The organism is Segetibacter aerophilus (assembly GCF_007991655.1).
In the GTDB taxonomy this organism is placed as follows: domain Bacteria; phylum Bacteroidota; class Bacteroidia; order Chitinophagales; family Chitinophagaceae; genus Segetibacter; species Segetibacter aerophilus.
This window is the reverse complement of record NZ_BJYT01000005.1, coordinates 335800-360358: the sequence shown is the minus strand read 5'-3', so window position 1 is coordinate 360358 and position 24559 is coordinate 335800. Positions and strand designations below refer to the sequence as shown.

General features: G+C 39.8%; 25 protein-coding genes. 23 read left to right on the top strand and 2 right to left on the bottom strand.

Features of this window, described 5'->3' with window-relative positions:
* Positions 1–836: 836 nt before the first annotated feature.
* On the bottom strand, positions 837–2066 hold the full coding sequence (locus SAE01_RS08825) for an NADP-dependent isocitrate dehydrogenase (RefSeq protein WP_147203384.1): 1230 nt from the start codon (positions 2064–2066) through the stop codon (positions 837–839).
* A gap of 197 nt (positions 2067–2263) precedes the next feature.
* Here SAE01_RS08825 and SAE01_RS08820 point away from each other — a divergent pair, with 197 nt between their 5' ends.
* From SAE01_RS08820 to SAE01_RS08720, 22 genes are all read left to right on the top strand, one after another.
* A complete protein-coding gene (locus tag SAE01_RS08820; RefSeq protein ID WP_170234120.1) occupies positions 2264–2917 on the top strand; it encodes an SGNH/GDSL hydrolase family protein in 654 nt (217 codons plus the stop codon).
* A 214-nt stretch (positions 2918–3131) separates the two neighbouring features.
* On the top strand, positions 3132–3659 hold the full coding sequence (locus SAE01_RS25200) for a glycosyl-4,4'-diaponeurosporenoate acyltransferase CrtO family protein (protein WP_371860455.1): 528 nt from the start codon (positions 3132–3134) through the stop codon (positions 3657–3659).
* Positions 3660–3860: 201 nt separating this feature from the next.
* Complete coding sequence (locus tag SAE01_RS08815; RefSeq protein ID WP_147203382.1) at positions 3861–4436, top strand: hypothetical protein; 576 nt, start codon at positions 3861–3863, stop codon at positions 4434–4436.
* Positions 4437–4795: 359 nt separating this feature from the next.
* Positions 4796–5680: an alpha/beta fold hydrolase gene (locus SAE01_RS08810; RefSeq protein WP_147203381.1), complete on the top strand. Its 885-nt coding sequence runs from the start codon at positions 4796–4798 to the stop codon at positions 5678–5680.
* Positions 5681–5876: 196 nt separating this feature from the next.
* Positions 5877–6320: a GNAT family N-acetyltransferase gene (locus SAE01_RS08805; RefSeq protein ID WP_147203380.1), complete on the top strand. Its 444-nt coding sequence runs from the start codon at positions 5877–5879 to the stop codon at positions 6318–6320.
* A 70-nt stretch (positions 6321–6390) separates the two neighbouring features.
* Positions 6391–7131, top strand: a complete 741-nt coding sequence (locus tag SAE01_RS08800) for a trypsin-like serine protease (RefSeq protein WP_147203379.1) — start codon at positions 6391–6393, stop codon at positions 7129–7131.
* A 219-nt stretch (positions 7132–7350) separates the two neighbouring features.
* A complete protein-coding gene (locus tag SAE01_RS08795) occupies positions 7351–8175 on the top strand; it encodes a LytR/AlgR family response regulator transcription factor (RefSeq protein WP_147203378.1) in 825 nt (274 codons plus the stop codon).
* A 165-nt stretch (positions 8176–8340) separates the two neighbouring features.
* Entirely contained in the window at positions 8341–9507 is a 1167-nt protein-coding gene (locus SAE01_RS08790; protein WP_147203377.1) for a serine hydrolase domain-containing protein, read from the top strand.
* A gap of 272 nt (positions 9508–9779) precedes the next feature.
* Entirely contained in the window at positions 9780–10370 is a 591-nt protein-coding gene (locus SAE01_RS08785; protein WP_147203376.1) for a hypothetical protein, read from the top strand.
* A gap of 44 nt (positions 10371–10414) precedes the next feature.
* Positions 10415–10909, top strand: a complete 495-nt coding sequence (locus SAE01_RS08780) for a hypothetical protein (protein WP_147203375.1) — start codon at positions 10415–10417, stop codon at positions 10907–10909.
* 352 nt (positions 10910–11261) lie between these two features.
* Positions 11262–12209, top strand: a complete 948-nt coding sequence (locus tag SAE01_RS08775; RefSeq protein ID WP_147203374.1) for a hypothetical protein — start codon at positions 11262–11264, stop codon at positions 12207–12209.
* Between the two features lie 432 nt (positions 12210–12641).
* The gene (locus SAE01_RS08770) at positions 12642–13664 is read left to right on the top strand and encodes a peptidyl-alpha-hydroxyglycine alpha-amidating lyase family protein (protein ID WP_147203373.1); all 1023 of its coding nucleotides are present in this window, start codon (positions 12642–12644) and stop codon (positions 13662–13664) included.
* A 266-nt stretch (positions 13665–13930) separates the two neighbouring features.
* Positions 13931–15172, top strand: coding sequence for a TlpA family protein disulfide reductase (locus SAE01_RS08765; RefSeq protein ID WP_147203372.1), 1242 nt, complete (start codon positions 13931–13933; stop codon positions 15170–15172).
* Positions 15169–15645, top strand: a complete 477-nt coding sequence (locus SAE01_RS08760; RefSeq protein WP_147203371.1) for a DUF1572 domain-containing protein — start codon at positions 15169–15171, stop codon at positions 15643–15645. Before SAE01_RS08765 ends, SAE01_RS08760 begins: the two co-directional genes overlap by 4 nt.
* A 223-nt stretch (positions 15646–15868) precedes the next feature.
* Positions 15869–16927 carry an NAD(P)H-dependent flavin oxidoreductase gene (locus SAE01_RS08755; RefSeq protein ID WP_147203370.1) on the top strand — a complete coding sequence of 353 codons (1059 nt, stop codon included), beginning with the start codon at positions 15869–15871 and terminating at the stop codon, positions 16925–16927.
* A gap of 142 nt (positions 16928–17069) precedes the next feature.
* Positions 17070–18182, top strand: a complete 1113-nt coding sequence (locus tag SAE01_RS08750; RefSeq protein ID WP_147203369.1) for an acyltransferase family protein — start codon at positions 17070–17072, stop codon at positions 18180–18182.
* Positions 18183–18313: 131 nt separating this feature from the next.
* A complete protein-coding gene (locus tag SAE01_RS08745) occupies positions 18314–18886 on the top strand; it encodes a dihydrofolate reductase family protein (protein ID WP_147203368.1) in 573 nt (190 codons plus the stop codon).
* A 245-nt stretch (positions 18887–19131) separates the two neighbouring features.
* Complete coding sequence (locus SAE01_RS08740; RefSeq protein ID WP_147203367.1) at positions 19132–19842, top strand: outer membrane beta-barrel protein; 711 nt, start codon at positions 19132–19134, stop codon at positions 19840–19842.
* Between the two features lie 30 nt (positions 19843–19872).
* Positions 19873–20226, top strand: coding sequence for a nuclear transport factor 2 family protein (locus tag SAE01_RS08735; RefSeq protein ID WP_147203366.1), 354 nt, complete (start codon positions 19873–19875; stop codon positions 20224–20226).
* A 209-nt stretch (positions 20227–20435) separates the two neighbouring features.
* A complete protein-coding gene (locus SAE01_RS08730; protein ID WP_147203365.1) occupies positions 20436–20873 on the top strand; it encodes a VOC family protein in 438 nt (145 codons plus the stop codon).
* A gap of 121 nt (positions 20874–20994) precedes the next feature.
* Entirely contained in the window at positions 20995–21819 is an 825-nt protein-coding gene (locus tag SAE01_RS08725; RefSeq protein ID WP_147203364.1) for a helix-turn-helix domain-containing protein, read from the top strand.
* A gap of 67 nt (positions 21820–21886) precedes the next feature.
* Positions 21887–22405, top strand: coding sequence for an SgcJ/EcaC family oxidoreductase (locus tag SAE01_RS08720; RefSeq protein WP_170234118.1), 519 nt, complete (start codon positions 21887–21889; stop codon positions 22403–22405).
* Between the two features lie 137 nt (positions 22406–22542).
* Here the strand turns inward: SAE01_RS08720 and SAE01_RS08715 are convergent, their stop codons facing one another.
* Positions 22543–23679 (bottom strand): acyltransferase family protein, encoded by a 1137-nt coding sequence (locus SAE01_RS08715; RefSeq protein ID WP_147203362.1) that lies wholly within the window; start codon positions 23677–23679, stop codon positions 22543–22545.
* A 292-nt stretch (positions 23680–23971) separates the two neighbouring features.
* On the opposite strand from SAE01_RS08715, the gene SAE01_RS08710 reads away from it, so the two are divergent.
* Positions 23972–24526 carry a dihydrofolate reductase family protein gene (locus SAE01_RS08710; protein WP_147203361.1) on the top strand — a complete coding sequence of 185 codons (555 nt, stop codon included), beginning with the start codon at positions 23972–23974 and terminating at the stop codon, positions 24524–24526.
* Positions 24527–24559: the final 33 nt, after the last annotated feature.

Genomic DNA, 24559 nt, shown 5'->3' with positions numbered 1-24559 from the left:
AGTCCGCTGCAATAACGAAGCCCAGCGGCTTGAGCTTTTGACTTCATGTTAATCTCCTATTTAGAATTTGTATTCTACTCTCTGATTATAGCTATACTCCAATCCATGTTTTGATGTTCTTTTGTCTTGAAACAAAAGAACCAAAAATTCAAGACTGCATAAAAAAAGCTAAAAATTTGCATGCCCGCCTAAAATGAAACAAGTCACAACAGAAGAACTTTTTCGTGCTTTAGTGCGACTTACTGGCAGCGAATAAGCCCAACCGTTAGTAACATCTGTTTCATTTCTTAACGTCGGTCATACAAATTTTCTTAACGCTCTTTTTATGAGGTCATTTGAAGATTGAAGTTTGCTGCAAGGCTACTCAGACAGATTAAAGCCGCACTAGGTTCGTGCTTTTTTATGCTCCTTTTTCGAAATAAAGAAAATTTAGTAGGCGTCCCCGAGCTATTTAACGTTTTTACACCATAATCTTCTCCATGACAACAGTTATTGCATAAGGGACATCAGCCGGTTGGGTGCCGAGCGAAGGCGAAGGCATTCTGAAACCAGCGAAGCGGTTTTCAGAAACAAGCGGGTGGAGTCCCGCTGCAATAACGAAGCCCAGCGGCTTGAGCTAAAATGATTGCTTTAAAAGCCATTTACAAAAAAGCGAATTCTTTTTGCTGCCATTAGCAATGCCGACGAAAGGATTGCGACGCAACGATGATCCTCAATAGTACAAAAAGCTGGTACCATTATAACAAAAAGTCAGACAAGAAAAACAGGGTTTGCAGTACCTACGGAAAACAAAAATGCCGGGCAAGTAGCCCGGCATCTTATAAAATCATAAAGTTTTACTTACCCAATTTTGCTTTTAGATTTTGATCTAAAGCATCAAGGAATTCTTCAGTATAAAGGTAATCAGTACCATGTTCAACTTTTGCTTTCACGGTAATCGCAAGGTCCTTTGTCATTTTACCACTTTCAACAGTTTCTATACAAACTTGTTCAAGGGCATGACAGAAGTTGATCAACTCCTGGTTGTTATCCAGCTTTCCACGGAACTCAAGACCACGTGTCCAGGCGAAAATGGATGCGATTGGATTGGTAGAAGTAGGCTTGCCTTTTTGGTGCTCGCGGTAGTGACGGGTAACTGTACCATGAGCAGCCTCAGCTTCCATTACAGTACCATCAGGTGTAACCAAAGTTGATGTCATCAAACCAAGCGAACCGAAACCTTGCGCAACAGTATCGCTTTGTACATCTCCATCGTAGTTCTTACAAGCCCATACGAAATTGCCGTTCCATTTCAACGCGCTAGCAACCATGTCATCAATCAGGCGATGCTCATAAGTTAAGCCGGCAGCATCGAACTTGGCTTTGAATTCATTTTGATAAACCTCTTCAAAAATGTCTTTAAAGCGTCCATCGTATTTTTTAAGAATTGTATTTTTTGTGGAGAGGTACAAAGGCCAGCCCTTCATCAGTGACTGATTAAAGCATGCCCTTGCAAAACCAAAAATGCTTTCGTCAGTATTATACATTGCTAAAGCAACACCGTCACCTTTGAAGTTAAATACTTCAAACTCCTGGTTTGTACCATCTTCGCCTTCAAACTTTATAGTCAATTTTCCTTTGCCCTTTGTAACAAAATCTGTTGCGCGATATTGATCACCAAAAGCATGACGACCGATACAAATAGGTGCAGTCCAGTTAGGAACCAGGCGGGGAACATTGTTCATCACAATTGGCTCGCGAAACACTGTTCCATCAAGAATGTTACGGATAGTTCCATTCGGCGATTTCCACATTTGTTTTAAACCAAACTCTTCCACACGTTGTTCATCAGGCGTAATTGTTGCGCACTTAATACCTACACCATATTGCTTAATGGCATTTGCAGCATCAACAGTTACCTGGTCGTTTGTTTCATCGCGATACTCCACACCAAGGTCATAATATTTAATATCAAGATCGAGGTAAGGCAGTATCAGCTTTTCTTTTATAAACTTCCAGATGATCCGTGTCATTTCATCGCCGTCCAGTTCGACCACCGGGTTGGCTACTTTAATTTTTTCCGCCATGGGTTTGTTGTTTAGTTTTTTTTAAGCGGTTACAAAAGTAAGGCTTGAACTTTTTATATTAAATAAAAACATTTAACAAAAGCTATCCGTATATCTCTTCTAATTAGCCGACTATGCAAAAGCACCTTAATATATTTGAAACCTCCATTTCTCTACTTTTAACCATTTTTGCTTGCTTTGCTTGCGGAAAAGAAAATATGATAAACAGCTCTCCTGCCAATCCTCCCACTACCGAGACAACAAGCCCTGCAGGTTTAAAATATCTCGCCCTCGGCGACTCGTATACTATCGGGCAAAGCGTGCAGGAAAGTGAGCGGTTTCCTGCACAAACCGTCAGGCTACTGGCCAGCAATAATATAAGTGTAGAAACACCCCAATATATTGCAACCACTGGCTGGACGACTGCTAACCTTATTAATGCTATCAACGCGCAGAACCCTCCCAAAAACTTTGATATTGTAACGTTGCTAATTGGCGTCAACGATCAGTACCAGCACATGGATACAAGCAGCTATCGCATTCGTTTTACTACGTTGCTAAACATGGCTATTGCCTTTGCTGCCAACCGCCCTTCGCGGGTATTTGTTTTATCTATCCCCGACTATAGCGCTACCCCTTATGTGTCCCCTTCGGACAAGGGTCGCGTCAGTTTTGAGATTGATCAGTTTAATGAGATCAATAAACAAATTACACTCGCTAATAACGTCGCTTATGTCGACATTACGCCCGCCTCACGTGAAGCCACTACCGATCCCGCTCTTGTTGCAAATGATGGCCTCCACCCTTCCGGAAAACAATACGCCAGGTGGTCAGAACTATTAGCACCGATGATCAAGAATGCATTGAAGTAATTGTTTGAATCGGGCAGTTGTATTTCAAGGCAACATCGTTGTGTCACTCACTTGTACTTTCAAACAATTTGTGCAGCTTTTTCTCCCAGCATGAATTTCTTCATTTGTTCAGCTGCTAATTGTTTTTTAGCTGCAACGCGGTAGCGTAACTTAGAACAAATCATAACTAACATTGACTTCGAAAGAACGAAAGGAATTCCAAAAAATAAAAAGGATGGCGGGGATTTATAACATGATCCCTAATTTGCTGTGGACAGCCTTGTTTCTTATCCCAATAACAATATTTTGCTACACTTTCCTAAGGCCAAAAACAACCTATATTCTGCTAGGAGTTAGTCTAATTCCAATCTTCTTTCCGAATTCATTTTTAGATAGAATACAATTGAGTAGAAGATCTCATTGGTATAGAAGAATTGGGGTTAGGTATATAAACACTTTCACCCAAAACGGAAGTTTTTTAAATAGAATTTTAAGAAAGAAGTATGCGAATTTTAAAGTCCTTTCCAACACAAAATCTTCTATAAAAAAACAATACTACCAAACTTATTTCTTTGAGAAATTCCACTTTTCATTGTTTTTATTTTTTACGATGATCACCATATACGCAGGGCTTCAAAGTAAATTCGGTTGGGTTATAATCTTAATAATGTGTAACCTGCTTTATAACATATATCCAAATCTTTTGCAGCAATACATCCGGGTAAAATTAAAATCTGCAGTGACAGACAAAAAGATTTTGTGAGTCAATAGTATAACAGAAGCACAAAAGTCTTCATGCAAGTAATTTGTGGCGCGAATTCAACCACTCAACTCTAAATTACTATTTTACTAGCCGGTTCATTTTTGCATCTGCTTGCTACCAACAGACACCGAAAAACTTATCCCGGGAATTGTAAAATATCGTAAAAACGTTAGTACCTTTTAAATTCAAAAAAGCTAATTCATGAGCTACTTTCGTCACGTCTTGACAATACTTGCTGGTAAAAAGCCTGCTCTTTTGTTAATAGCCGCATTCTTTACGGTGACAAATATGGCGCAAGATTTCAATCGATTTTCTGGTGAATGGAAATTAAACGTATCGAAAAGTGAATCTGTTCAACAGTTTCCTCTTTGCATATTCGGAGGTGGAGATCGTATGAGATCTAAAATAATGAAAATAGCTGGACTTGGGGATTTTCTCACTGTAGATGTAGCAAGCTCCTCTTCGGATGGGGAGTTGGTTATAAGACAAGAGAAATTGATTTTCGACGGCAAAGAAAGCGAGGCTACTTTTGTCGGAAGACCAAGGGAAAAGTCGACTGCAAAGTGGTTAGATCTTGGCAGGACTATGACTGTTAACTCGGTAAGATCGTTCGATATAGATGCGAAGAAAGCAGATTTTAAAGTAACTGAGTTTTGGAAGTTGATCAATGAGGGGAAGTCTATTTCTATTCAGGTCAAGTCAACAACTAGTTCAGGTGGCGAGAATACTATGAACCTGGTATATGATCGTCAATTGGCTGCTGATTACCGCTTTTAAATTTCAACTTATTCTTCCGCTAAAAGTTATGAAGCTGGTCAATGGATGATGCGAGTTATTAGTAAAAAGCGTTTTTGTAGAACCTGCGCTCAGCTCAATCTTTTTCAAGCTTGCTTCTTTCTAAGTGTCTGTTCGACGCCATTCATAAAAGTTACCTGGCTTTAAAATTGGCCTTGCCGTTCTTCGCCGGAAGAATAACCGACATAACAGTGTCTTGTTTATAAAACTGTGGCTTACTAAGGCATATCCAACTCTAAATCGCTATTTTGTTTCGTGGTTAATTGAACTTTACGTTTTCAATTAGTGACAAGTTCATAAACACTTAAAAGTTGCCTCTCAAGCCAAAAACCAAAAGCTACATGAAAAGCAGTTCTAACATTTTTATCATCGTTCTATTTCTCTTACAATATGGTTGTAGCAACGCAGACACAAAGTCTAAAGCTACTTCCCCCGAAAAGATAAGGGTGGAGAATCTGGGAGCAAGTATTGATTACTTCGATAGTAGAACTGGAGACACTACTTTATTATTTATACACGGATGGAACATCAACAAGGAGTATTGGGCAGATCAAATAGATTTTTTCTCCGGGGAGTACCGGGTGGTTACAGTAGACCTTCCTGGTTTCGGTAAGTCAGGGAAAAATAGAAAAAGCTGGACAGTTGAAGAATATGGCAATGATGTTACGTCTATCATAAAACAACTGGACTTAAAAAATGTAGTTCTTGTCGGGCATTCTATGAGTGGAGCAATTGCGGTGGAAGCGGCACTTAGAAACCCAACTCGTGTTATTGGTGTTGTAGGGGTCGATAATTTTACAAACTTTGGGACTGTAGTAACGCCTCAATTAAAGAAAGATATTTCCGAAGCATATAAGAAGCTGAGAGCCGATTACAAAAAAGTTACTTTAGCGTATGCCAACCAATCTTTGTTTTCGCCTTCTACAGACAGCGCAGTAAGAAAAAGGGTTCTCAGTGATTTTATGAATGTCGACTCAGTAACAGCAGTGGATATCTTAGAGACAAACGACAAATATCCGATCGACGAGAAACTTAAATCGTTGAAGAAACCAATTTATTTAATAAATAGTAATTTTCATCCTACAGACACTCTAGGGTTTAAGAAGTATAACGTGCCTTACTATTTGTTTAACGTTGGACCTACCGGGCATTATCCAATGATTGAAAGTGCGGGTGAATTTAATAAGCTGCTGACACAAGTAGTTCACAAAATCGGACAAGTGTGAAATTGGGCGGAAAGCCCCTACGTAATACTGTATATATAGAATTAGCAGTCTTAAGCTTTCAACCTTTAAATGACTATTTTGCTTTTATGGTTAATTGAAACCAACGCTTTTCAATTGCCGCAACTACTCAATGACTTTTATCTCAGTGGCAATTGCAATGACCAACATTAGAGTTTACGGAACAATAATTAATTGAATGAATATCATTAAAGTGGGCAGGTCAGATTTAGGAATTATAAACGACATTCTTGTCAATCACATTGATAAATCTGATAAAAAAGAAGTACTGCCTACCCCAAAGCATTTGCGCACTTTACTCGATGATAACAGAAGTTATTTGCTCGCTGCTACAAACGAGAATTCTGTTTTGGGATACGCCTTAGCTTACAGGTTTCCATCTCTATATAGTTCAAACTACTTAGCTTATTTATACGACATTGAGGTTGCCGAAACCTATAGAAGAAGGGGTATCGGCAGGTTACTGATTGAAAAAATGCTTGAACATTTAAGACTTGATAATGTAACAGAATTATGGCTGGGAACAGGAGTTGATAATCCGGAAGGACAGGGTTTATTTAGTGCGACGGGAGCGATTAAATCGGAAGAAGTATTTAATGATTATACCTACTATTTAAGCTAAGAACTACCGCTAACATTGAATGTATAAAAATTAAGGCGTTACATTAACTTGGTGCGACATAAAAACTTAAATGAAAAAAATATCCTTCTTTTCTTTATTTACGACACTTGTAATGTCTGGTTGCTCAGGCCAGGAGAAAACCTCTACCAAAGTTTTCGAGAATATCGCGTTGGTGAACAACATTGAATTTTATAATTCCAAATTAGACCAACCGAGGTTTAGCTGTGGCTTTTTATTGCAATTCAACCAGGACACATTTGCAGTTACAGCAAAACACCTGTTAAAAGTTATTAAGCCAGAGGAAATGAAAACACTTTCATTTGATAATATCATAAAGAGTTGGTCACTGTATCCGTTGAACAGAAAGGCTGAGGTAGTAGTTACAGATTCTCTTTTAAATACCAATAAAAGGGAGCAGTTGGAAGACAAATCCACTTTTACCAATGACTGGCTGATTTTCTCGCTAAAAGCTAATCATTCAAAAGTAAAAGTATTAACCGCCAGGGCAACGCCCTTGGTAGCAGGCGAAAAACTTTATGTTGTTGGATGGACACGGAAAATGGAAAGTGGTGAACAACGTGTTTATGAATTCGAATATTTGAAAACAGTTGGCCATCGAATATTGTTGAAAGAAATCGTGGTTCCCGAACAATTTGGCGGCTTGAGTGGTGCGCCACTTGTAGATGTACAGGGTGCTGTTGTTGGCATTGTGTCTAATGGTACAGTTGACCCTGAAACCAACAAGAAATATTTTTCTCCTTGTGTGTTAAATGAGCTGACATCTTTTATTGAGAACTATCAAAAAAAGTAATCTTTAGGTCGCACAATGGTTTTTACAAAGTTGGGGCGGAATTAGCTTTCAACTATAATCACTGTTTCGCTTTGCTGGTTAGTAGAACAGGGCGTTTTTCAATTGCCACAACTTCCCACACACTTTAACCTTAGCTGTTATATTGATACCCTACTTCTGTTAGGCTCATACTGAAAATCATAATTAGCTACCATAAAATTTTTTATCAACCTTTAGTCCATGAAAAAAGAGGGCACCGATATACGTATCGTTTATAATGACGTCCCTCTTTTTCTGCTTTTACTTCCTTTTATCAATGCTTTAAACTACTACCTCACCTATACCAACATATCGTTCAACTGGCATACTGCACTAACTTTTACCATTGATACTTTGCAGGGCTATGCTGCATGGTGGACAATACGTTCAATAATCATCCATTTGGATAGAAAATTGCCGCATCAACCGAAACCTGTAAAACGAATTCTGATACAGCTGCTGGTGACCTCGATGGCAGGACTTGCTGTAATTATTATTACAACTGAAATCATTAACGCCATTGCAAAGGATACACCTGTGCCCTCCGACTTTTATAAGTATGACATTTTCATTTTCCTCATCTGGTTTTTTGTCATTAATGGAATTTATATAGGATTACATTATTACAAGCTGTGGCATGAATCTGAAACGCAGCGGAACCACGAAAAGAGATTGCGAAAAGAAGGTTTCATAATTAAACAAGGCAAACAGCACCTGAATATTCCATTTTCTGAAATTGCTTCGGTTTATTTAGCAGGGGAGTATGCCATGTTGCTAACCGTTGGTTCGAAAAAACATCTACTGGACCAATCTTTAGATAACGTAGAAAAGCAATTGCCGGTCGAACATTTCTTTCGTCTCAACAGGCAACATATTCTTCACAGGAAAATGATAACAGGTTTTGAACGGGCAGAAAATGGTAAGCTCAACATTTTGGTAGTTAATACGCATCATCCTTCTGTCCCCCTCCAGGTGAGCCGCACGAAGGCCTCCGCCTTCAAAGCCTGGTTTAACGCACAAAACTAACTGCGGTTCAACCCCTATTTTGGTACAGTTCACCGGAAATCTCTCTTTACGAATAGATGTAGTACTACAGTTCACCTGGAAATTTGTGTCGATTCGCCTTTCTGCCTTTGCTAAAGTTCTTTATGGCTGATAGCACAAAGTTTCTTTGTAGGAAAATAAATAAATATGAAAAAGGTTTTTATCAGCGTGTATGCGGTTTTATCAGTCCTGCTAGCAGTTGCCCAGGCAAAAAACGACGCATTAAATAGTTGGTCGGCTAAGATCAATAAGGGTTATTCAAAAGCTTCAGCGCTTCAGGACATTATGAAACGTTATACAACAGCGGGCTTGCCTGGTGTTTCTGTGGCTATCTACTCGGAACAAGAAGGTTGGTGGGCCGGAGCAGCAGGTTATTCAAAAGTTGAAACTAAAATGCCTATGAACAATATGCATCTCCAATACCTTCAAAGTATTTCTAAAACATACATGGCTGTTGCTATTCTTAAATTGCATGAGGAAGGACGCATTAACCTTGACGCCCCTGTTTCTACTTATCTGCCTTCAAAGTATTCACGCTACCTAAAACGTTTAGATACTATTACTATCAGGATGCTCTTAAATCACACTTCTGGTATGCCGGAATATTCTGATAATCCCGCCTTTGTTTCTTATGTGCTGCTTCATCCCACAATAGTCTTCGATATGGAAAAGGCATTGAAATTTGTTCAAACTGAAAAACTACAGTTTACCCCCGGCAGCAAGCACAAGTATTGCAACACAAATTATTTGGTGCTGTCAATGATTGCCGATGCTATTACTGGCGATCATGCCGCTTATATTAGCAAGGTAATTTTTCAGAAAATCGGACTTACAAAAACATACTATCGCAGTAGCGCCGGGTACCTAAATTATCCAAACCTGGTGGACTCGTATTGGGATGTACTAAACACAGGTAAGCCAGCGAACATAACTCCTTTACAGCGTGCAAACGTGGCTACACTAAAAGGCGACGACGGTATTGTTTGCACAACAAAAGATGCAGTTAAGTTTTTGAAGGGACTTGTGGAAGGGAAACTGTTGAAAGACTCTTCACTTGCGCCAATGAAGGAATGGGTGAATGATGATGCAGGCAAGCCAATCTACGGGTTAGGTTTAGTTCGTTACGAGGCAGGCGGCTTAATGGGCTATGGTCATAGCGGCGGAGGTATTGGTGGAGGCTGCATCCTGCTATATGTTCCTGAAAAGAAAATATACATTTTTATGGCTACGAATGTAGGAACATTGTTTGGCGGCAACCTGGCGCAAAAAGCAGATGATATGAAAAATGAAATTCTGGCAAGCCTCCTTTTTTAAACTTGATGTGGAGAAATTATATGATTTCCATTGGTCTTGGAAAAATGGGTGCAAATAATTTCGGATTAACCAAGTGGGGAATTCATCATCCAATGAAGAAATAAAGCGCTCAACAGTAGCGTTGTGAAAGCAGCGTTAACGAACGTCGTTTCAGGAAATTCTCTATATTAGATAACAGTAAGTGAATGAAGCGACAGAACACTAATTCCTTGCCTTCGCAAAGCCGTTTTCCCTTACTGAAATTTTAAAACCTGGTTTCAAAATCTTGCACTATGAGCTTATCTTTTAATTTTTCCGACAAATTGAGCTTGTTGAAAAATGCGCTTTACTTCTTCAAAAAGCATTTTGTAGTAATAACAGGACTTGGGCTTATTGCAGCTTTCGGAAGAGTGATTCAACTTGGAGGGTTCGGACAAATAGCCGCTTCAACAAACATTATGTTGGAAGTAGTTATCGAAACTTCCCGAATACTATTATTCTTGTTTGTGTTGGGATTAGCAGATATTAAAGTCGGAGTTCTGCGTATAAGGCAATTATTCAGCAATAAAGACAAAAGAAGAAACTATTTCATTGCTGCCATGCAGCAAATGAAGAAGCAATGGTTGTCATTTTTTTTCAACGCAGTTGGGTTCTTAATAATTGCATGGTGTATAAATTATTTAATTGACTTATTAGCTTATGAAACCTGCCTTTTCCTTACTTTAAAAAAGGACGGAGTATTAACAGAGTCTTCATCAGAGTGGACAATTTTATTGTTTTTTAAAAATCTTACAGTTATACCTTTCACCCTAATTTTCGATGCTATATTACTTCTCTGGTTATCGAATAAGTTATCAAATGTTCGGAAAGTAACCTTGTCGTAGAAATACTTACCGCGACTCTTTTTCCTGCACAAAAAACATGATCAATGACAAAATATTTGTTCTCTATCATTCTTGCTTGCGGACTCATCATTCAAACTGGGTGTTTACAGAATTCGAACGAGACAAAGAGTTGTTATTCAGACAACCTTTCTGGCAAGGAAAAGGTGTTTACAAAAATGCTCGATAAGCCTCATTTTGCTGGCGGCCACGACTCGTTGGTTAGTTTTTTGTCTGCTAATATTAATTTTGAAAAGTTTACGGGTGGCTTTTTTTGGGACGAGAAAACATACAGTGATACAGCAAGAATAAAATTCATTGTTAACAAACAAGGCGGCATTAGCGCCCTTTCAATTGAAACGACAAAAAAGAAAAGGTTTGCTGATGAAGTAACCCGGGTTATTAAAAAATCCTCCTGTAATTGGGTAGCAGGTGGGTCAGGTGAACTGGTTAATGGTTGGCACCGGTTTGACATCTATTATTCAATTGAAAAACCTTCGGAGAACGAATTAAAAACAACGATGACGGTTAATGAATTATAGCCCCTTTGCTTTGTAGTTGATTGAACCTTTGCAGGTGTCTGCACTACATTGTTAAGACTGGCCAACCCCTTCAATTTTATGTTTCTTTTCCATTTTCCCGATCGCCTCTGGCTTCAATCTTGATTTAGACGTTTACATGAAAAAGATGCTTTTATCACTTTTTACCTGTTTGCTGATGGCGTATGGTCTCCAGGCACAACAGGCGAAAGGCCAGTTGGATATTCAACTCAACAAAAACATTTTACCGCCCGGCGATTCCTTGATGGTAAAGGTGGATTACAAAGACGCGGGTGGTCAAATACTGAACCAATCACTGGCTACGCTAGAACTGATTGTTGAAAACGAAGAAGGGATGCGGACCCGTCTGCGCTGGCCGGTAATTAACGGGCAAGCTTCCGGTACGTTGTTCTTACCCGATTCTTTGCCGCGGGGCAAATACACACTTTTTGCGGGCTTGCAGCAACGCTTTTTCGAGGTGCGAGGCGAAATAAAGGACGCCAAGAACATCGGTAGCGTACAAGCGATGATCCTCACGAAGACCGGCGAATGGAACGAACAGGAAGTGTCGGTGGCACCCGACGGCACCTTTGCCATCCGTAATTGGCTTTTTGAGGACAATGCAATAATGGCTTTTTCCAGAACAAAAAACAATAGCGAGCCCCTAAATATCCGCATCAGTACTCAACTCGATTCCAGCTATGCACCGTTAGCCGTAGCAGGACGATCGTTCTACATAGGGAACCCGCCCTCAGCCGTGCGACAGACCCTCAACCAGCCGATTGAAACCTCGCAACAAGCTTTTGCAGACCGGGGTAGTGTACTGCCGGCTGTGCTTGTAAGGACCACCACTAAAAGTGCGGCGCAGCAGTTTAACGAAAAATATGTTAGCGGCATGTTCCGGTCTGGCGATGAGCGGATGCTTAGCATTATGACTGACCCCAGTGCGCTTAGTGCCCCCAATATTTTCACCTACCTGCAGGGCAGAGTCGCCGGCTTGCAAATAACACAGGCAGGCTTTAACGGAGGTGTGGCAAGGTGGCGAGGCAGCCGGGTAACTTTTTTCCTTGATGAAGTAAGGGTATCCGCTCAACAGATTGCTAACATACCCATGACAGACATTGCAATTGTAAAAGCCTATCCCCCACCCTTCTTTGGCGCTCCCGGAGGCGGTGGCGCAATCGCGATTTATACCCGGCGTGGAGGCGAGGCTGATTACCTTCCTCCTAATAGGCAGGTCTTTAGAGTAAGGGGCTACACGCCCGCTGCCGCAGCGCTAGACATGAGCAGGCTGAGCTTGTAAAATATACGAGCACTTTAGAAAGAGCTTTTTCATTGCATGTTGGTCATGCTTGATTGGCTGAAGACTATTAACTTTCTTGCCCCACTTTCAAGCAAAAACGTGCATTTATTGCTATAAGGCAAAATGATAGTACGGATGCTAAAAAGAGCGTTTGTAGTTGTTCCAGAACGTGGAGCATTCAATTATAAATGCTATTTTGTTTTTATGATTTTTTGGAGACTTAAGCCTTAAATGCCACAACTTACTGAGGACGGTTATTTTGTGGGTCACTTAAGCTTAGAGATTCAGATGGATAGGATCTGACGATAACCGAGTTTCATAAGTATGAAGGTTAACGCCAACAAAAGCCTGCCATAATATTGCATTGTCACTATCCATGCAGTCTGCCGCTCATTGGTTGCGTCATCCTAAAATTACCTGTAGCTTCGAAAAATGCTTAAAAAATCCCTGTTCTTCTTACTGTGTTTACTCGGTCTTTTACTGATATCATACATCCTGCAACCGATTAAAATAGGCCAAGGGAATGACACTTCAGTAAAGTACGAGCTTATAAAAAATTGGCTTCACTTACCAGAAGACATAAAGCTCGGTAACCCAACCGGCATTGGCATTGACACAAATCAGAACATTGTTGTTTTTCATAGAGCTGACAGAAAATGGCCTTTAATTGGTGAAATGCCCGCCACTCCAATCCAAAGTAAAACCATCTTAATTATTAGTAAAAGCACAGGCACGCTCCTTAACAGTTGGGGGGACAACCTGTTTATTATGCCGCATGGCTTAACCGTTGATACCGAAAATAATATTTGGGTAACGGATGTCGGGCTTCATCAAATTTTTAAATTCAGCTACGACGGAAGACTTTTGTTGAAGCTTGGTGAAGCAACTGTAGCAGGCAACGACTCATCTCATTTTAATAAACCGACAGACATAGCCGTTGCAAAAGATGGTTCGTTTTATGTCAGTGACGGTTATGGAAATAGTAGAGTTATAAAATTTTCAGCAACAGGGAAATTTTTATTCCAATGGGGCAGAAAAGGAGGCGAACCGGGTGAGTTCAATCTGCCACATGGCATTTCGCTGGATAGCAATGAAAATGTTTATGTTGCTGATCGGGAAAACAAGCGCGTTCAAGCGTTTGACCCAAATGGGAAGTTTATAAAACAATTTTCAGCTGGCAGTTTTGGGGCAATTTGTGCAATCGCGTTTGATAAAAACGGATCAAAATTATTTGCTGCAGACGATGTTACATTTTTGAAAGTAAAACACCGTGGTTCAGACGTTTTTATCTTTGATGCAAAGGGCACGGTGCAAACAAGGTTTGGTAGAAGTGGATCGTATGAAGGGAATACGTCCTGGTATCACGATTTGACGACTGACAACGAAGAAAACATTTTCATTGGTGACATTTTAGGAAATACCATTCAAAAGTTTAAAAAAGTCTCTCACCGATAACTGCTGCATCCGCACAACACCCGTTTATCCAAACGAAGCTTTTCAAAATGTTCTGCCAGCCTTATTTAATCAACAATAAGAAGTAAGTTTAAGGAGCAGCTTTCTAAACAACAACTGCAGTTTGATTGGCTCAAATTCCACCATAATTAGTAGGGAATAATTCCTGCCTTTAATTCCCTATATTCCTGTTATCGGCGCTACTGAGTTATATTTCAAGCATTAAAAATTTGCTGCTCGATTGCCACACAGAGCATATCTAAAAAGTTGTGGCTCAACATCAAGCTTCTAACTTAAAATCGTATTTTACCTCTGCGATTAATTGGCACAGATGTGTTCCAATTGCGGCAGCTTATATCTCTGCATTAGCGGCGAGAATAACCATCAACATTGCTATCATGACTTTTAAAGTAAATGCTACTAAAATTCTCTTAGTGTTCTTGTTCTCATGTCAATCAGATCGCAGTTTAGATACTGTTGTTTTAAAAATAATACTGACGAAGGAAAAGACGGGGCATTTGATTAACAAATATGTTTATCTGGTAGATGACTCACAGAAAGGTGTGGTTGATTCAGCATTAGTAAAAGGGGATACTATAACTTTTACGGAACCTTACAGTCCCGGTTTTGTTCCTCATTTGGTATCAGTGCAACGCATAGATACTTTTCAGGGTCGCCCCTACTTGCGACCAATAGGCATTCAAAATCCTTATATTGCTAAAACCATTTATTCTTCATTTTATCTAGACAAAGGAGTAACTATTCTAAAACCATATTTTACCGGCTACAATAATGAACACACTGCTTTTATTGGAAGCAAGCAAAATGAACCCTTTTTTAAAAATGTAGAATTGCAATTCACAAAAGATAACGGTGTTGATAGAAGCGCAATTATTGCGAAGAACGTTTCAAAAATTAAAGCTTACCGGTATTCTATTCATTTACTAAAGCAATTGTTTTATTACAAGGACAAGTTTTTAAACGATGATTTAAAAAATCAGCTTTCTTTTTTCGACGACGATATTAAGAAGACACCTCTTTTCGAAAGCTTTTCTGAATATTTCACTACATCATCAATGTATGATAAAGCCTTTCCCTTAATTGAATTCGAAAATCAGAATGGCAGTTATCAAAAAATACATAGGGATGGTGCGGCCTATTATCTGATTGTTTACTGGGCCAGTTGGTGCGGACCTTGTAGGAAAGAAATACCAGATATTGTTGATCTCTATACCAAGTTTAATAAAAGAGGCTTAGCCATAACAAGCATTTCAATTGATGGAGACAAACATAATTGGAACACAGCTTTACAGCAAGAGAAAATGCCTTGGCAGCAGTTGATAGCAATTGATTCCTCGAAGGCATACATAGACTTGCATTACAACATCAAAGCGATTCCAAAAGCATATTTATTCAACGGAAAAAAGGAATTAATCAAAACGTTTGATGATGCATTGATGATGACTAAGACCATCGATCAACTGTTTGAAAATGCTAAGTATACACAATGACAAGGAATGTAACTATAGCAAGCCGGCTTCGGGAAGTGTTCCTCGATGGGTATTGGATTGCTAACACGAATTATAAGGAGCAAATACTAAGCGTAAGTTGGCAGCAGGCAATTCGAAAAGTTGACAACTTAAATACCATTGCGGCTTTGACTTATCATATAAACTATTACTTAGCAGGACTATTGAAAGCTTTTGAAAATCGAAAACTTGAAATAAGCGATAAATACAGCTTCGACCTTCCCCAGATACAATCAGAAGCAGATTGGAATAAATTAGTAATAGACTTCCTCAACAATGCTGAAAAGTTTGCAAGCAAGGTTGAACAAATGGAAGACAGCGTCTTTGATATGCCCTTTGTAGACGAGAAATATGGAAGTTATTTGCGAAATGTTGAAGGTGTTATCGAGCACAGCTATTACCATTTGGGACAGATTTCTTTAATAAGAAAAATGATACTATCAGATCAGTTGTGAGGTTTTCATGCGCAAGGTTTGAACGTTTAAAGAAGACATAAGTCAAATAGTCAAAATGCCTATTATAACGACAAGGCTATCGAAAAAACAATGTTTATAGAATTACAGCGTCGTGCTAAGCTTTCAACCTTTAAATCACTATTTTGCTTTTTCGGTTAATTGAAGCTCGGGTTTTCAATTACCACAACTTCAAACATTCTAACGTTGATAGCAAAACTGTTCTATGGCTTGGACAAATATTCTAACAGACCTTTTGAAAGTAAATTACCCAATAATACAAGCACCAATGCTTGGGGTATCTACACCAGAAATGGCGGCTGCCGTTTCTAATGAAGGTGGGCTTGGCTCCTTGCCTGTTGGCGGGTTGTCGCCGGATGCAACAAAACAACTTATTCGTACAACCAAAAGCCTTACCAACAAGCCTTTTGCCGTTAACTTGTTTGCTCATAACATTCCATCATATTCCGAGGATGACCTTGAGCCGATGCGAAAGCTACTTTTGCAATTGGCAGCAAAAAGAGGTTATGACCTCAATGCAGCGGACTTATCCAACTTTAAACTCTACAATTATCTTGACCAGATTGACATTTTAATTGAAGAAAAAATTCCCGTCGTCAGCTTCACATTTGGCTGTTTAGACCCCGATAGCATCGAGGCTTTAAAACGAAATGCCTGCACGTTGATAGGAACCGCAACCTGTGTAGAGGAAGCATTGTATTTGCAGCAGCAGGATATTGACATAATAGCTGTTCAAGGCATTGAAGCGGGTGGACACAGAGGAACGTTCATAGAGGACATGCCACTACCTCAGATAGGTCTTTTCTCCCTACTGCCTCAGATCAAAAAGGCTGTACGCATACCGTGCGTCGCAGCCGGAGGAATAAATAGTGCCAGGACCATGAAAGCAGCTGTTGAGTTGGGCGCTGATGGCGTTCAGATTGGAACAGCCTTTATCGGAACAGAAGAAAGCCAGGCAATACCTTCTTATAAAACCCGGCTTAACAACGCAAAAGATACAGACACAGCTCTCACAAAAGCTTTCTCAGGAAGATGGGCAAGAGGCATTAGAAATGAAATGATGAATGAAATTGAACAAGCTGGTATTCCCATTCCACCCTATCCTTTACAAAATAGTTTAACCGCCCAATTTCGAAAGTTAGCCCAGCAGAACAACGATATTGAATATACTACCTTGTGGGCAGGGCAATCCGCCGTACGGACAACACTGACGCAATCAAAAGACATAATTAGAAATTTGATTGAAGGGTACGAAGCGTTATAACAATCCAGCCGTGAATTGCTATTTTGCTTGTGTGGCTATTTGAACCTGAAATTCTCCAAATGCCACTACTTCATCAATACTTAACGTTAGTCAGAATTACAAAGAGAAAAAAATTAGTAAGAGCTTAAGATGAACCAGAAGAATGGACAATAACAAACTTGGCACAAAGCCGCATTATCAAATATTAGATGGACTTCGGGGTATAGCAGCCGTTATCGTGGTATTCTTTCACCTTGCCGAACCACTTGCCGCCAGCCGTCTCGACAATGTTGTAAACCACGGTTACCTCGCTGTCGATTTTTTCTTTCTCCTTTCGGGCTTTGTAATTGGTTATGCGTACGACGACAGATGGGACAAAATGACCATTGGCAGTTTTCTTCGTCGCCGCATTGAGCGGCTGCAACCACTCATCGTATTGGGCATGACACTTGGCGCCATTGGCTTTTACTTTACCGACTCAACTATATGGCCGCTCATTCATACAGTTCCTGTATGGAAGCTGATAGTCGTTATGCTAATAGGGTATACGCTTATACCTATACCCCTTTCTATGGATATACGCGGCTGGGAAGAAATGCATCCTCTTGATGATGTTGCCTGGTCTCTTTTTTTCGAGTACATAGCCAACATTCTGTACGCCCTCGTGCTAAGAAAATTATCTAATAAAGCATTGGCTTGTTTTGTTGTACTGGCAGGTGCAGTGCTTTTGCATTTTGCTGTTACCAACCCTAACGGAGACGTCACAGGAGGGTGGACCCTTAATGCCCATCATATGCGTGTTGGCATTACGCGTACGATATTTCCGTTTTTTGCCGGTTTGCTTTTATCTAGGGTAGCACGGCCGGTCTATATTAAAAATGCTTTCTTATGGTGTAGCCTGCTGGTTGCGGTTGTTTTGTTTATGCCAAGAATAGGCGGTGCAGAACATCTGTGGATGAATGGTTTGTTCGAAGCTTTTTGCATCATCTTTGTTTTTCCATTAATTGTGTATATAGGTGCGGGCGGTGTAGTACGTAGTCAGACGGAAGAGAAAATTTGTAAGTTCCTTGGCAATATTTCCTATCCCTTATACATGACGCATTATGTGCTTGTCTATTTTTACGTTGCCTGGGTAAGCAACCATAAGGGTATTACATTATCAGAAGCGTGGCCAACTGCCCTGTTAACATTTTCAGGAGTTATCATATTGGCTTATGCAAGTTTAAAGTTGTACAATGAACCGGTAAGGGCTTGGCTGCGAAAAAAGCTGAAGTAGCAAAAAGAGAAGAAGCTATTCACTTGCAATGTTTTGCTTTTTGCCGCAAAAGACCCTGCAAAACGTCGCACTTAAGCCCTCGTTGAATCACTAAAAGAAGCAATTTTGTGAACTAAACTAATTCTAGAAAAATGAGAAAGATAATTTCTTTTATGCACATATCGCTGGACGGTTTTGTTGCAGGACTGAACAGAGAAATGAACTGGATAAAAGTTGATGAAGAAATTTTTGATCATGTGGGTAAGCGAATAAGTGGGACTGACGCGGCGTTATACGGACGGGCAACCTATGACATGATGGAGAATTACTGGCCAGAAGCTGGCAAAAAGCCAAACGCCAGCAAGCACGATATTGAACATTCAAAGTGGTATAATGAAGCTCACAAAATTGTCTTATCAAAAACACTGAAAGAAGCTGACTTAAGCAACACAACAATTATTAGTAACAACCTTTCGGATACATTAAATGAAATAAAGCAACAGGCGGGCAGCGAGATCTTGCTTTTCGGTAGCCCAACGGCAACACATGCACTTATCCAGGAGAACCTAATTGACGGCTACTGGCTATTTGTTAACCCAATTATTCTTGGCCAAGGCATTCCTTTGTTTGCAAACATCAAAGACAAAACAAAACTAAAACTAGTAAGTACGCGACAATTTACTAGCGGGGTAACTGAATTAAACTACATAGTGGAGAGACCATAGTAACGAAGGGCTAAAAAAAGTATTGAGAGTCCAGAACTTTTTTGACGAGTCGAGAAAATGTGGATTGGATGTAAGAATGTGGGATGATGTTAGATTTTGGCGGATAGCTGACTAAAGAGGTTTTGTTGATCTTGTCTAACATATCGAAATTCGGTAGCAGCAACAGCTACAGAATCATTAAGTGTTTCTTAACGCTAACTTCCCCAGGTTTGATGTCTACACGAGTTAACTAAAAATGAACGCTGATGAGAAAAGGCTTACTAATCTTTTTTACTTTATTGTATGCCTTTACAAATGCACAGGTGCGAATTGGATTACAAGGTGGCTACAACTCCGCTCACATTTCTCCACGGCATTCGTCTTCTGTTATTTTTAGAAACGAATCTTCTTCGATAAGCTATGATTATACTACCTCCAGCTTTAGAGGCTTCCAGGCCGGAGCTGTTGCCGAGTTAACTCTTGCGCATGATTGGTTTCTTCGTTCGGGCTTGTTAGTAGACGGAAAGGGGACAAGATTAAAAAAGATTGGTTTTAGTGATACGAGTACAAGGTTTATAGAGCTTCTCTACATCGAGGTTCCTGTATCCCTGGTTCATAACTGGAAAATAGGTGAAAGATTGGACGCTTTCGGAGGCGTTGGATTATATGCTGCAAGAGCTTTCAGGGGTGTAGAAAAAGGCGAAGGCAATACACCCGGCATATCATACTATCTGTATAATCGGGTAAAGTTTACTTCGAGAAACGAAGAGAATGGGAGTGTTCCAACTCGTATAATTCCTATTGATTATGGGGCTACGGCTATAGCAGGGTTAGAGTGGCAAAGAATACAATTGCTGGTTAGCTACTTTCAAGGTTTTCAACGGGTTTTTCCTAAATCTCTTATATTTCAGGAAAAGTATACCAACAGAGTTTTAGGTTTTTCGGCTGTATACCTTTTCAACATAAAAAGGAAATAGAAAGCTCTGTATGAACACAAAAAGATCATCATGGAAAAGCAAATTCAGGACTTAATTTATAAAGCCTATTCCGCCTTTAATTCGAGAGACATTGATACCGCACTTTCAACAATGCATTCAAACATTCAATGGCCAAAAGCATTTGAAGGTGGTTATGTGACCGGGCACAATGGAATAAGAGAATATTGGACAAGACAATGGAAAGAAATTAATCCTACGGTTGAGCCAGTTGAACTTAATGAAAGGCAAGATGGAACTTTAGAAATTACTGTTCACCAAATAGTAAAAGACTTACAAGATAATTTGATGTTCGATGGAACAGTAAGGCATCTGTATACTTTAGAAGACAGCTTGTTAAAAAGAATGGATATAGAACTTGTGTAAGCATCAAAAAAATGCAGGACCAACGCATAAGCACGCCTTAATAAAATTGTTAACCAGCCCTTAGTTTCAAACAATAAACCTGCATTTTGCTTAAACTGTTAATTGAACTATGACTTTAATACACTTAAACGAGAGGCTTTGTTTCATTGCACACTCTCCTGATAAACACTTTTAGAATACGAAGAAAACAACTTAAAAAAGTAAAAACTATGGCACTTATCAATCCTCACATCAACTTCAATGGAAATGCCGAAGAGGCATTCAATTTTTACAAATCGGTATTTGGCGGAGAGTTCGCAATGGTTATGCGCCTCAAAGATTTATCAAGCCCTGAATTTCCAGTAGCAGAAAATGATGCAAATAAAATCCTGCACATTGCTTTGCCAATTGGCAACAACGTTTTAATGGGCAACGACGTTCCGGAAAGTTTGGGACCAGTCAATGAAAATGAAAACAGGTCTAAGATATCTGTTAGTGCAGAAAGTCGCGAAGAAGCCGACAAGTTGTTTGATGGACTTTCAGCAGGCGGAAATATTGAAATGCCAATGGACGACAGTCCGTGGGGTTCATATTTTGGTATGTTCAGAGATAAATTCGGTATCGAATGGATGATAGATTTCGACCCAAAACACAAGGGAAAAGTATAGGCACAAAATAACGATCGCACGTGGTGTGTTTGTCAGCTCAAGTTGTCGACTTTATTTTTTTAAAATATCTTAACGTCGGCAAGCAACTGTTATTTACAAGCAATAAGATCAGCAGTTCATTTTGAAGATAAATGTATACATACCGCAGAATGCACTTCGGGACTATGTACAATCAATTATGGTTTTCAGCTTAGAGACTGAGAAAACCAGTCCGATGCCGGTAAACCCATTTCCTCCTGTCCCTCAACATAGCTTGTTTTTTTACCTACATGATCCAATACAAACACTTTCAGACACAGATGAATTTATTACAGGACCACCTACTTTAATTGTAGGGCCACAGCTATCAAGGGTCGATATTAAAATGGGGCATTGTCACTTAATGGTACATGTTGGCTTTAAACCCGGCGGTCTCCATCAACTCATTAAGGTGCCGATGAATGAATTGGTCGACTCCAGTTGTTCTGCTTCAGATATTATCGGCCCGGAAGCTGACGCGGTTTTGGAGCAATTAAGAAATACGACGGGATGGCAACAAATGGTCATCATCTTAGAAAAGTTTCTATTAGAAAAGCTGAACAGAAGCAGACAAGCTGAACCGTTTGACAGCGCTATTTCTGCTCTGCTCGCTAAAAATGGAAACATCCCTATTGAAAAAGTAGCCGCAACGGCTTGTCTTAGCTTGAAACAATTTGAGCGAAAATGTAAAGAACGAGTTGGAATACCACCTAAACTATTTGCCAGGCTCATCCGCTTTTCAAGTGCATACCGCCTTAGGGAAACGAACCCCCAGATAAGTTGGACATCTATCTGTTATGAATGCGGCTATTTTGACCAGATGCACCTGATAAAGGATTTTAAAGAGTTTGCTAACGTGACACCTAAAATTATAGCCAACGATCTTAAAAAAACGCCCTACCGTCTGCAATCAAACATTCAACTCTAAGATGTCTGTTTTGTACTATTTCTTGGTATCAGCCAATAATAATTTTGGTTGATAAAAAATGAAAGAAATGAAACAAACGATTTTATGTTGCCTCTTAATTGCAAGCAGTTTTGTGGCGAGTGCCCAGGACAGAGCTAAAGATGAAAAACAAATCAATGACCAGATTGATTCGATGATCGCAGATTGGAACCGACACAATTTTGACAACCTCTCCAGGTATACCACTGCTGATTTCGATTGGGTAAACATAGTGGGCCATTGGTGGAAGGGGCAAAAGCAAAATAAGTTCGGCCTAGAAGCCTTCCACAATTCCTTCTTCAAAAACACGCCGCAGAAAAAGTCTCAAACGCACGTTCGATTCGTGACCAATGATGTAGCCATCGTTCATCTTTTCTGGAGTGTAGGCGCTTTTTATCCCCCTGATGGAGTTAATCGTGGTACCAATAAAATGGGAGACGACAAAGAGTTGGCTACTCTTGTTACGGTTAAGCAAAACGGTAAGTGGCTTATTACAGCAGGACAAAATATTGTTATTAATGAAGATGCTGAAAAGAGTAATCCAGTTAATTACATGCCGAAGGAATAATCTTTTCTGGTGTTAGGACCTTTCTTAGGTAATTCAAGTAACGTCGGCTTTAGGCAATGACAACAGGATATTCTTACCACGAAGTAAAATAATCATTCAATTTTATTGAAAGCGCTAAGTAAGGTCTGCTACTTCTGTCAGTGCTTAAAGCCGTTTTTGTTTGCTACTCGACGGTCATTAGTTTGATGCTTTCGTTCTTGCTGCCACTTTTGAGACAGGTATCTTCGGAGGGGTATATCATAGAAAACCATTACCAGGTAAGCAATAAACACCAGGAGAATGATGCCGGGTATGATGATATAGGGTAGCTGTGCTGCCGGTGGTTTTTTATTGGTAAAATAATTTCCAAAGACCCAGATGACTGCATAATGGGACATGTAGAGAGGATAGGAAATGTTGCCCGAAAACGTACAAACCTTTTTCCATCCGGTTGACAGGCTTGAACCAGCTCCCAGGGAAACAAGCAGTGGAAAATAAAGCAGTACAATCATTGGCTCGGTTAGCCAGTTCCATTTAGATCCGGGCATGAGAAAAGCTAAAAACAGCAAGATGCCCAAAGCCATAAACCCAAGGCTGTTTTTAATAATCCAGTTTGATCGATAAATTAATAAGCCCGCTAAAAAGGAGTAAGCTACACGTGCACCACCATCTAAAAAATTATCTTTAGACCATCCGCCCAGGAGATTGCCAGCCCTGTTGGTAACCATAAAAATGCCGGCGGCAGCGATCATAGTTAATACTGCGAGCATGCGACGACCAACCTTGTAAAGAACGAAAGCATAAAAGATATTAGCGACATATTCCCAAAAAAGTGACCAGGAAGGAGCATTGAGTCCAAAAAGATTAAAAGCCCGGTCTTGCATTACCGGAAACGGAATAAGGAAAACGGAGCAAACAAACAGCAAAGCAATTCTGCTCGCGTTGTAAGCTACGGGCGAAGCAAAAGGATCTAAAAAAAAGCCAACCAATCCCAATACAGAACCCAACACTACCAAGGGGTGAAGTCTTATCAATCTCAACCTGAAAAATTTCCCGACTCCCATTTCGGTGATACGGCTATCGTAAGCATATCCCATTACAAATCCCGATAAACAAAAGAAGAAATCCACGGCTAAAAATCCATGACCAATAAAGTTTTTATTGGGGTCAGTAAAAACCCATTCCATAAAGTGAAAAATGACAACGGCCAGTGCCGCAACACCACGCAACCCATCAAGGATCTCAAAATGCTGTCTCGTTTGTAAAACGTCCTGTTTCAAATTTTCTTTTTTCATAGTGCTTAGATCGGCCGAACAAAATGTCGCTGACACTCCCCCAGTAATAGCGACAGAATCGATAAATTTAAGCAACAAATTGTAATTAGGATTAATGGCTTGGGTGATTTAAAAATTACACAGCTGCCACTAATTACCTGCTTTAGTATCAGTTCAGTACGACTTTAAGTGTACCATCAATAGAAGATTATACCTTAAACCAGATTATCTTCAATAAACATTGAAAGTAGATGATGGGTAAGATTATAATAGCCTTGCTTCTTGTAGCTTTCACACTCCAGAACGATATAAGATGAGAAAAGTAATTGCAGCGATCAATATGTCCCTTGACGGCTTTTGCGATCACACTACATTGATTGCTGACGAAGAAATACATGATCACTACACCAAACTGTTAAGCAACGCCGGTACCCTTCTGTATGGAAGGATAACTTATCAACTTATGGAATATTGGCAGCCTTTCGTAAAAAATCCTAGTGGCGAGAAATCGTTTGATGATTTTGCGGTAATAATTGACAAGGTTCCCAAAATCGTCTTTTCCCGCACGCTAAAAAAAGTGGAATGGGAAACAGCAACGTTGGCTACGAAAGACATCAAAGACGAAGTTTCCGAACTTAAACAACAAGCAGGTAAAGACATTTTAGTCGGCAGCCGAAGTATAATTGTAAGCTTGTTAAATCTTCATCTAATCGATGAACTCCAGCTGTGTATACAACCAATTATAGCAGGAAAAGGTTTGGCATTATTCGAAAACATACATGATAGAAACGAGTTTAAACTGATAAAAACAAAAGTCCTGAATAGCTCTGGCTCGATGATACTTTATTACGAGCCCTTAAAGAAATAAGCTCGTGCCTTTATTAAGTCTTCTATTTTAAAA

Coding starts and splice junctions, on each gene's coding strand:
- SAE01_RS25200 (WP_371860455.1), top strand. CDS start 3,132: ATGGCGGGGATTTATAACATGATCCCTAATTTGCTGTGGACAGCCTTG.
- SAE01_RS08790 (WP_147203377.1), top strand. CDS start 8,341: ATGAAAAAGGTTTTTATCAGCGTGTATGCGGTTTTATCAGTCCTGCTA.
- SAE01_RS08820 (WP_170234120.1), top strand. CDS start 2,264: ATGATAAACAGCTCTCCTGCCAATCCTCCCACTACCGAGACAACAAGC.
- SAE01_RS08750 (WP_147203369.1), top strand. CDS start 17,070: ATGGACAATAACAAACTTGGCACAAAGCCGCATTATCAAATATTAGAT.
- SAE01_RS08730 (WP_147203365.1), top strand. CDS start 20,436: ATGGCACTTATCAATCCTCACATCAACTTCAATGGAAATGCCGAAGAG.
- SAE01_RS08815 (WP_147203382.1), top strand. CDS start 3,861: ATGAGCTACTTTCGTCACGTCTTGACAATACTTGCTGGTAAAAAGCCT.
- SAE01_RS08810 (WP_147203381.1), top strand. CDS start 4,796: ATGAAAAGCAGTTCTAACATTTTTATCATCGTTCTATTTCTCTTACAA.
- SAE01_RS08800 (WP_147203379.1), top strand. CDS start 6,391: ATGAAAAAAATATCCTTCTTTTCTTTATTTACGACACTTGTAATGTCT.
- SAE01_RS08795 (WP_147203378.1), top strand. CDS start 7,351: ATGAAAAAAGAGGGCACCGATATACGTATCGTTTATAATGACGTCCCT.
- SAE01_RS08825 (WP_147203384.1), bottom strand. CDS start 2,066: ATGGCGGAAAAAATTAAAGTAGCCAACCCGGTGGTCGAACTGGACGGC.
- SAE01_RS08715 (WP_147203362.1), bottom strand. CDS start 23,679: ATGAAAAAAGAAAATTTGAAACAGGACGTTTTACAAACGAGACAGCAT.
- SAE01_RS08760 (WP_147203371.1), top strand. CDS start 15,169: ATGACAAGGAATGTAACTATAGCAAGCCGGCTTCGGGAAGTGTTCCTC.
- SAE01_RS08735 (WP_147203366.1), top strand. CDS start 19,873: ATGGAAAAGCAAATTCAGGACTTAATTTATAAAGCCTATTCCGCCTTT.
- SAE01_RS08785 (WP_147203376.1), top strand. CDS start 9,780: ATGAGCTTATCTTTTAATTTTTCCGACAAATTGAGCTTGTTGAAAAAT.
- SAE01_RS08805 (WP_147203380.1), top strand. CDS start 5,877: ATGAATATCATTAAAGTGGGCAGGTCAGATTTAGGAATTATAAACGAC.
- SAE01_RS08775 (WP_147203374.1), top strand. CDS start 11,262: ATGCGGACCCGTCTGCGCTGGCCGGTAATTAACGGGCAAGCTTCCGGT.
- SAE01_RS08710 (WP_147203361.1), top strand. CDS start 23,972: ATGAGAAAAGTAATTGCAGCGATCAATATGTCCCTTGACGGCTTTTGC.
- SAE01_RS08720 (WP_170234118.1), top strand. CDS start 21,887: ATGAAACAAACGATTTTATGTTGCCTCTTAATTGCAAGCAGTTTTGTG.
- SAE01_RS08770 (WP_147203373.1), top strand. CDS start 12,642: ATGCTTAAAAAATCCCTGTTCTTCTTACTGTGTTTACTCGGTCTTTTA.
- SAE01_RS08740 (WP_147203367.1), top strand. CDS start 19,132: ATGAGAAAAGGCTTACTAATCTTTTTTACTTTATTGTATGCCTTTACA.
- SAE01_RS08745 (WP_147203368.1), top strand. CDS start 18,314: ATGAGAAAGATAATTTCTTTTATGCACATATCGCTGGACGGTTTTGTT.
- SAE01_RS08755 (WP_147203370.1), top strand. CDS start 15,869: ATGGCTTGGACAAATATTCTAACAGACCTTTTGAAAGTAAATTACCCA.
- SAE01_RS08780 (WP_147203375.1), top strand. CDS start 10,415: ATGACAAAATATTTGTTCTCTATCATTCTTGCTTGCGGACTCATCATT.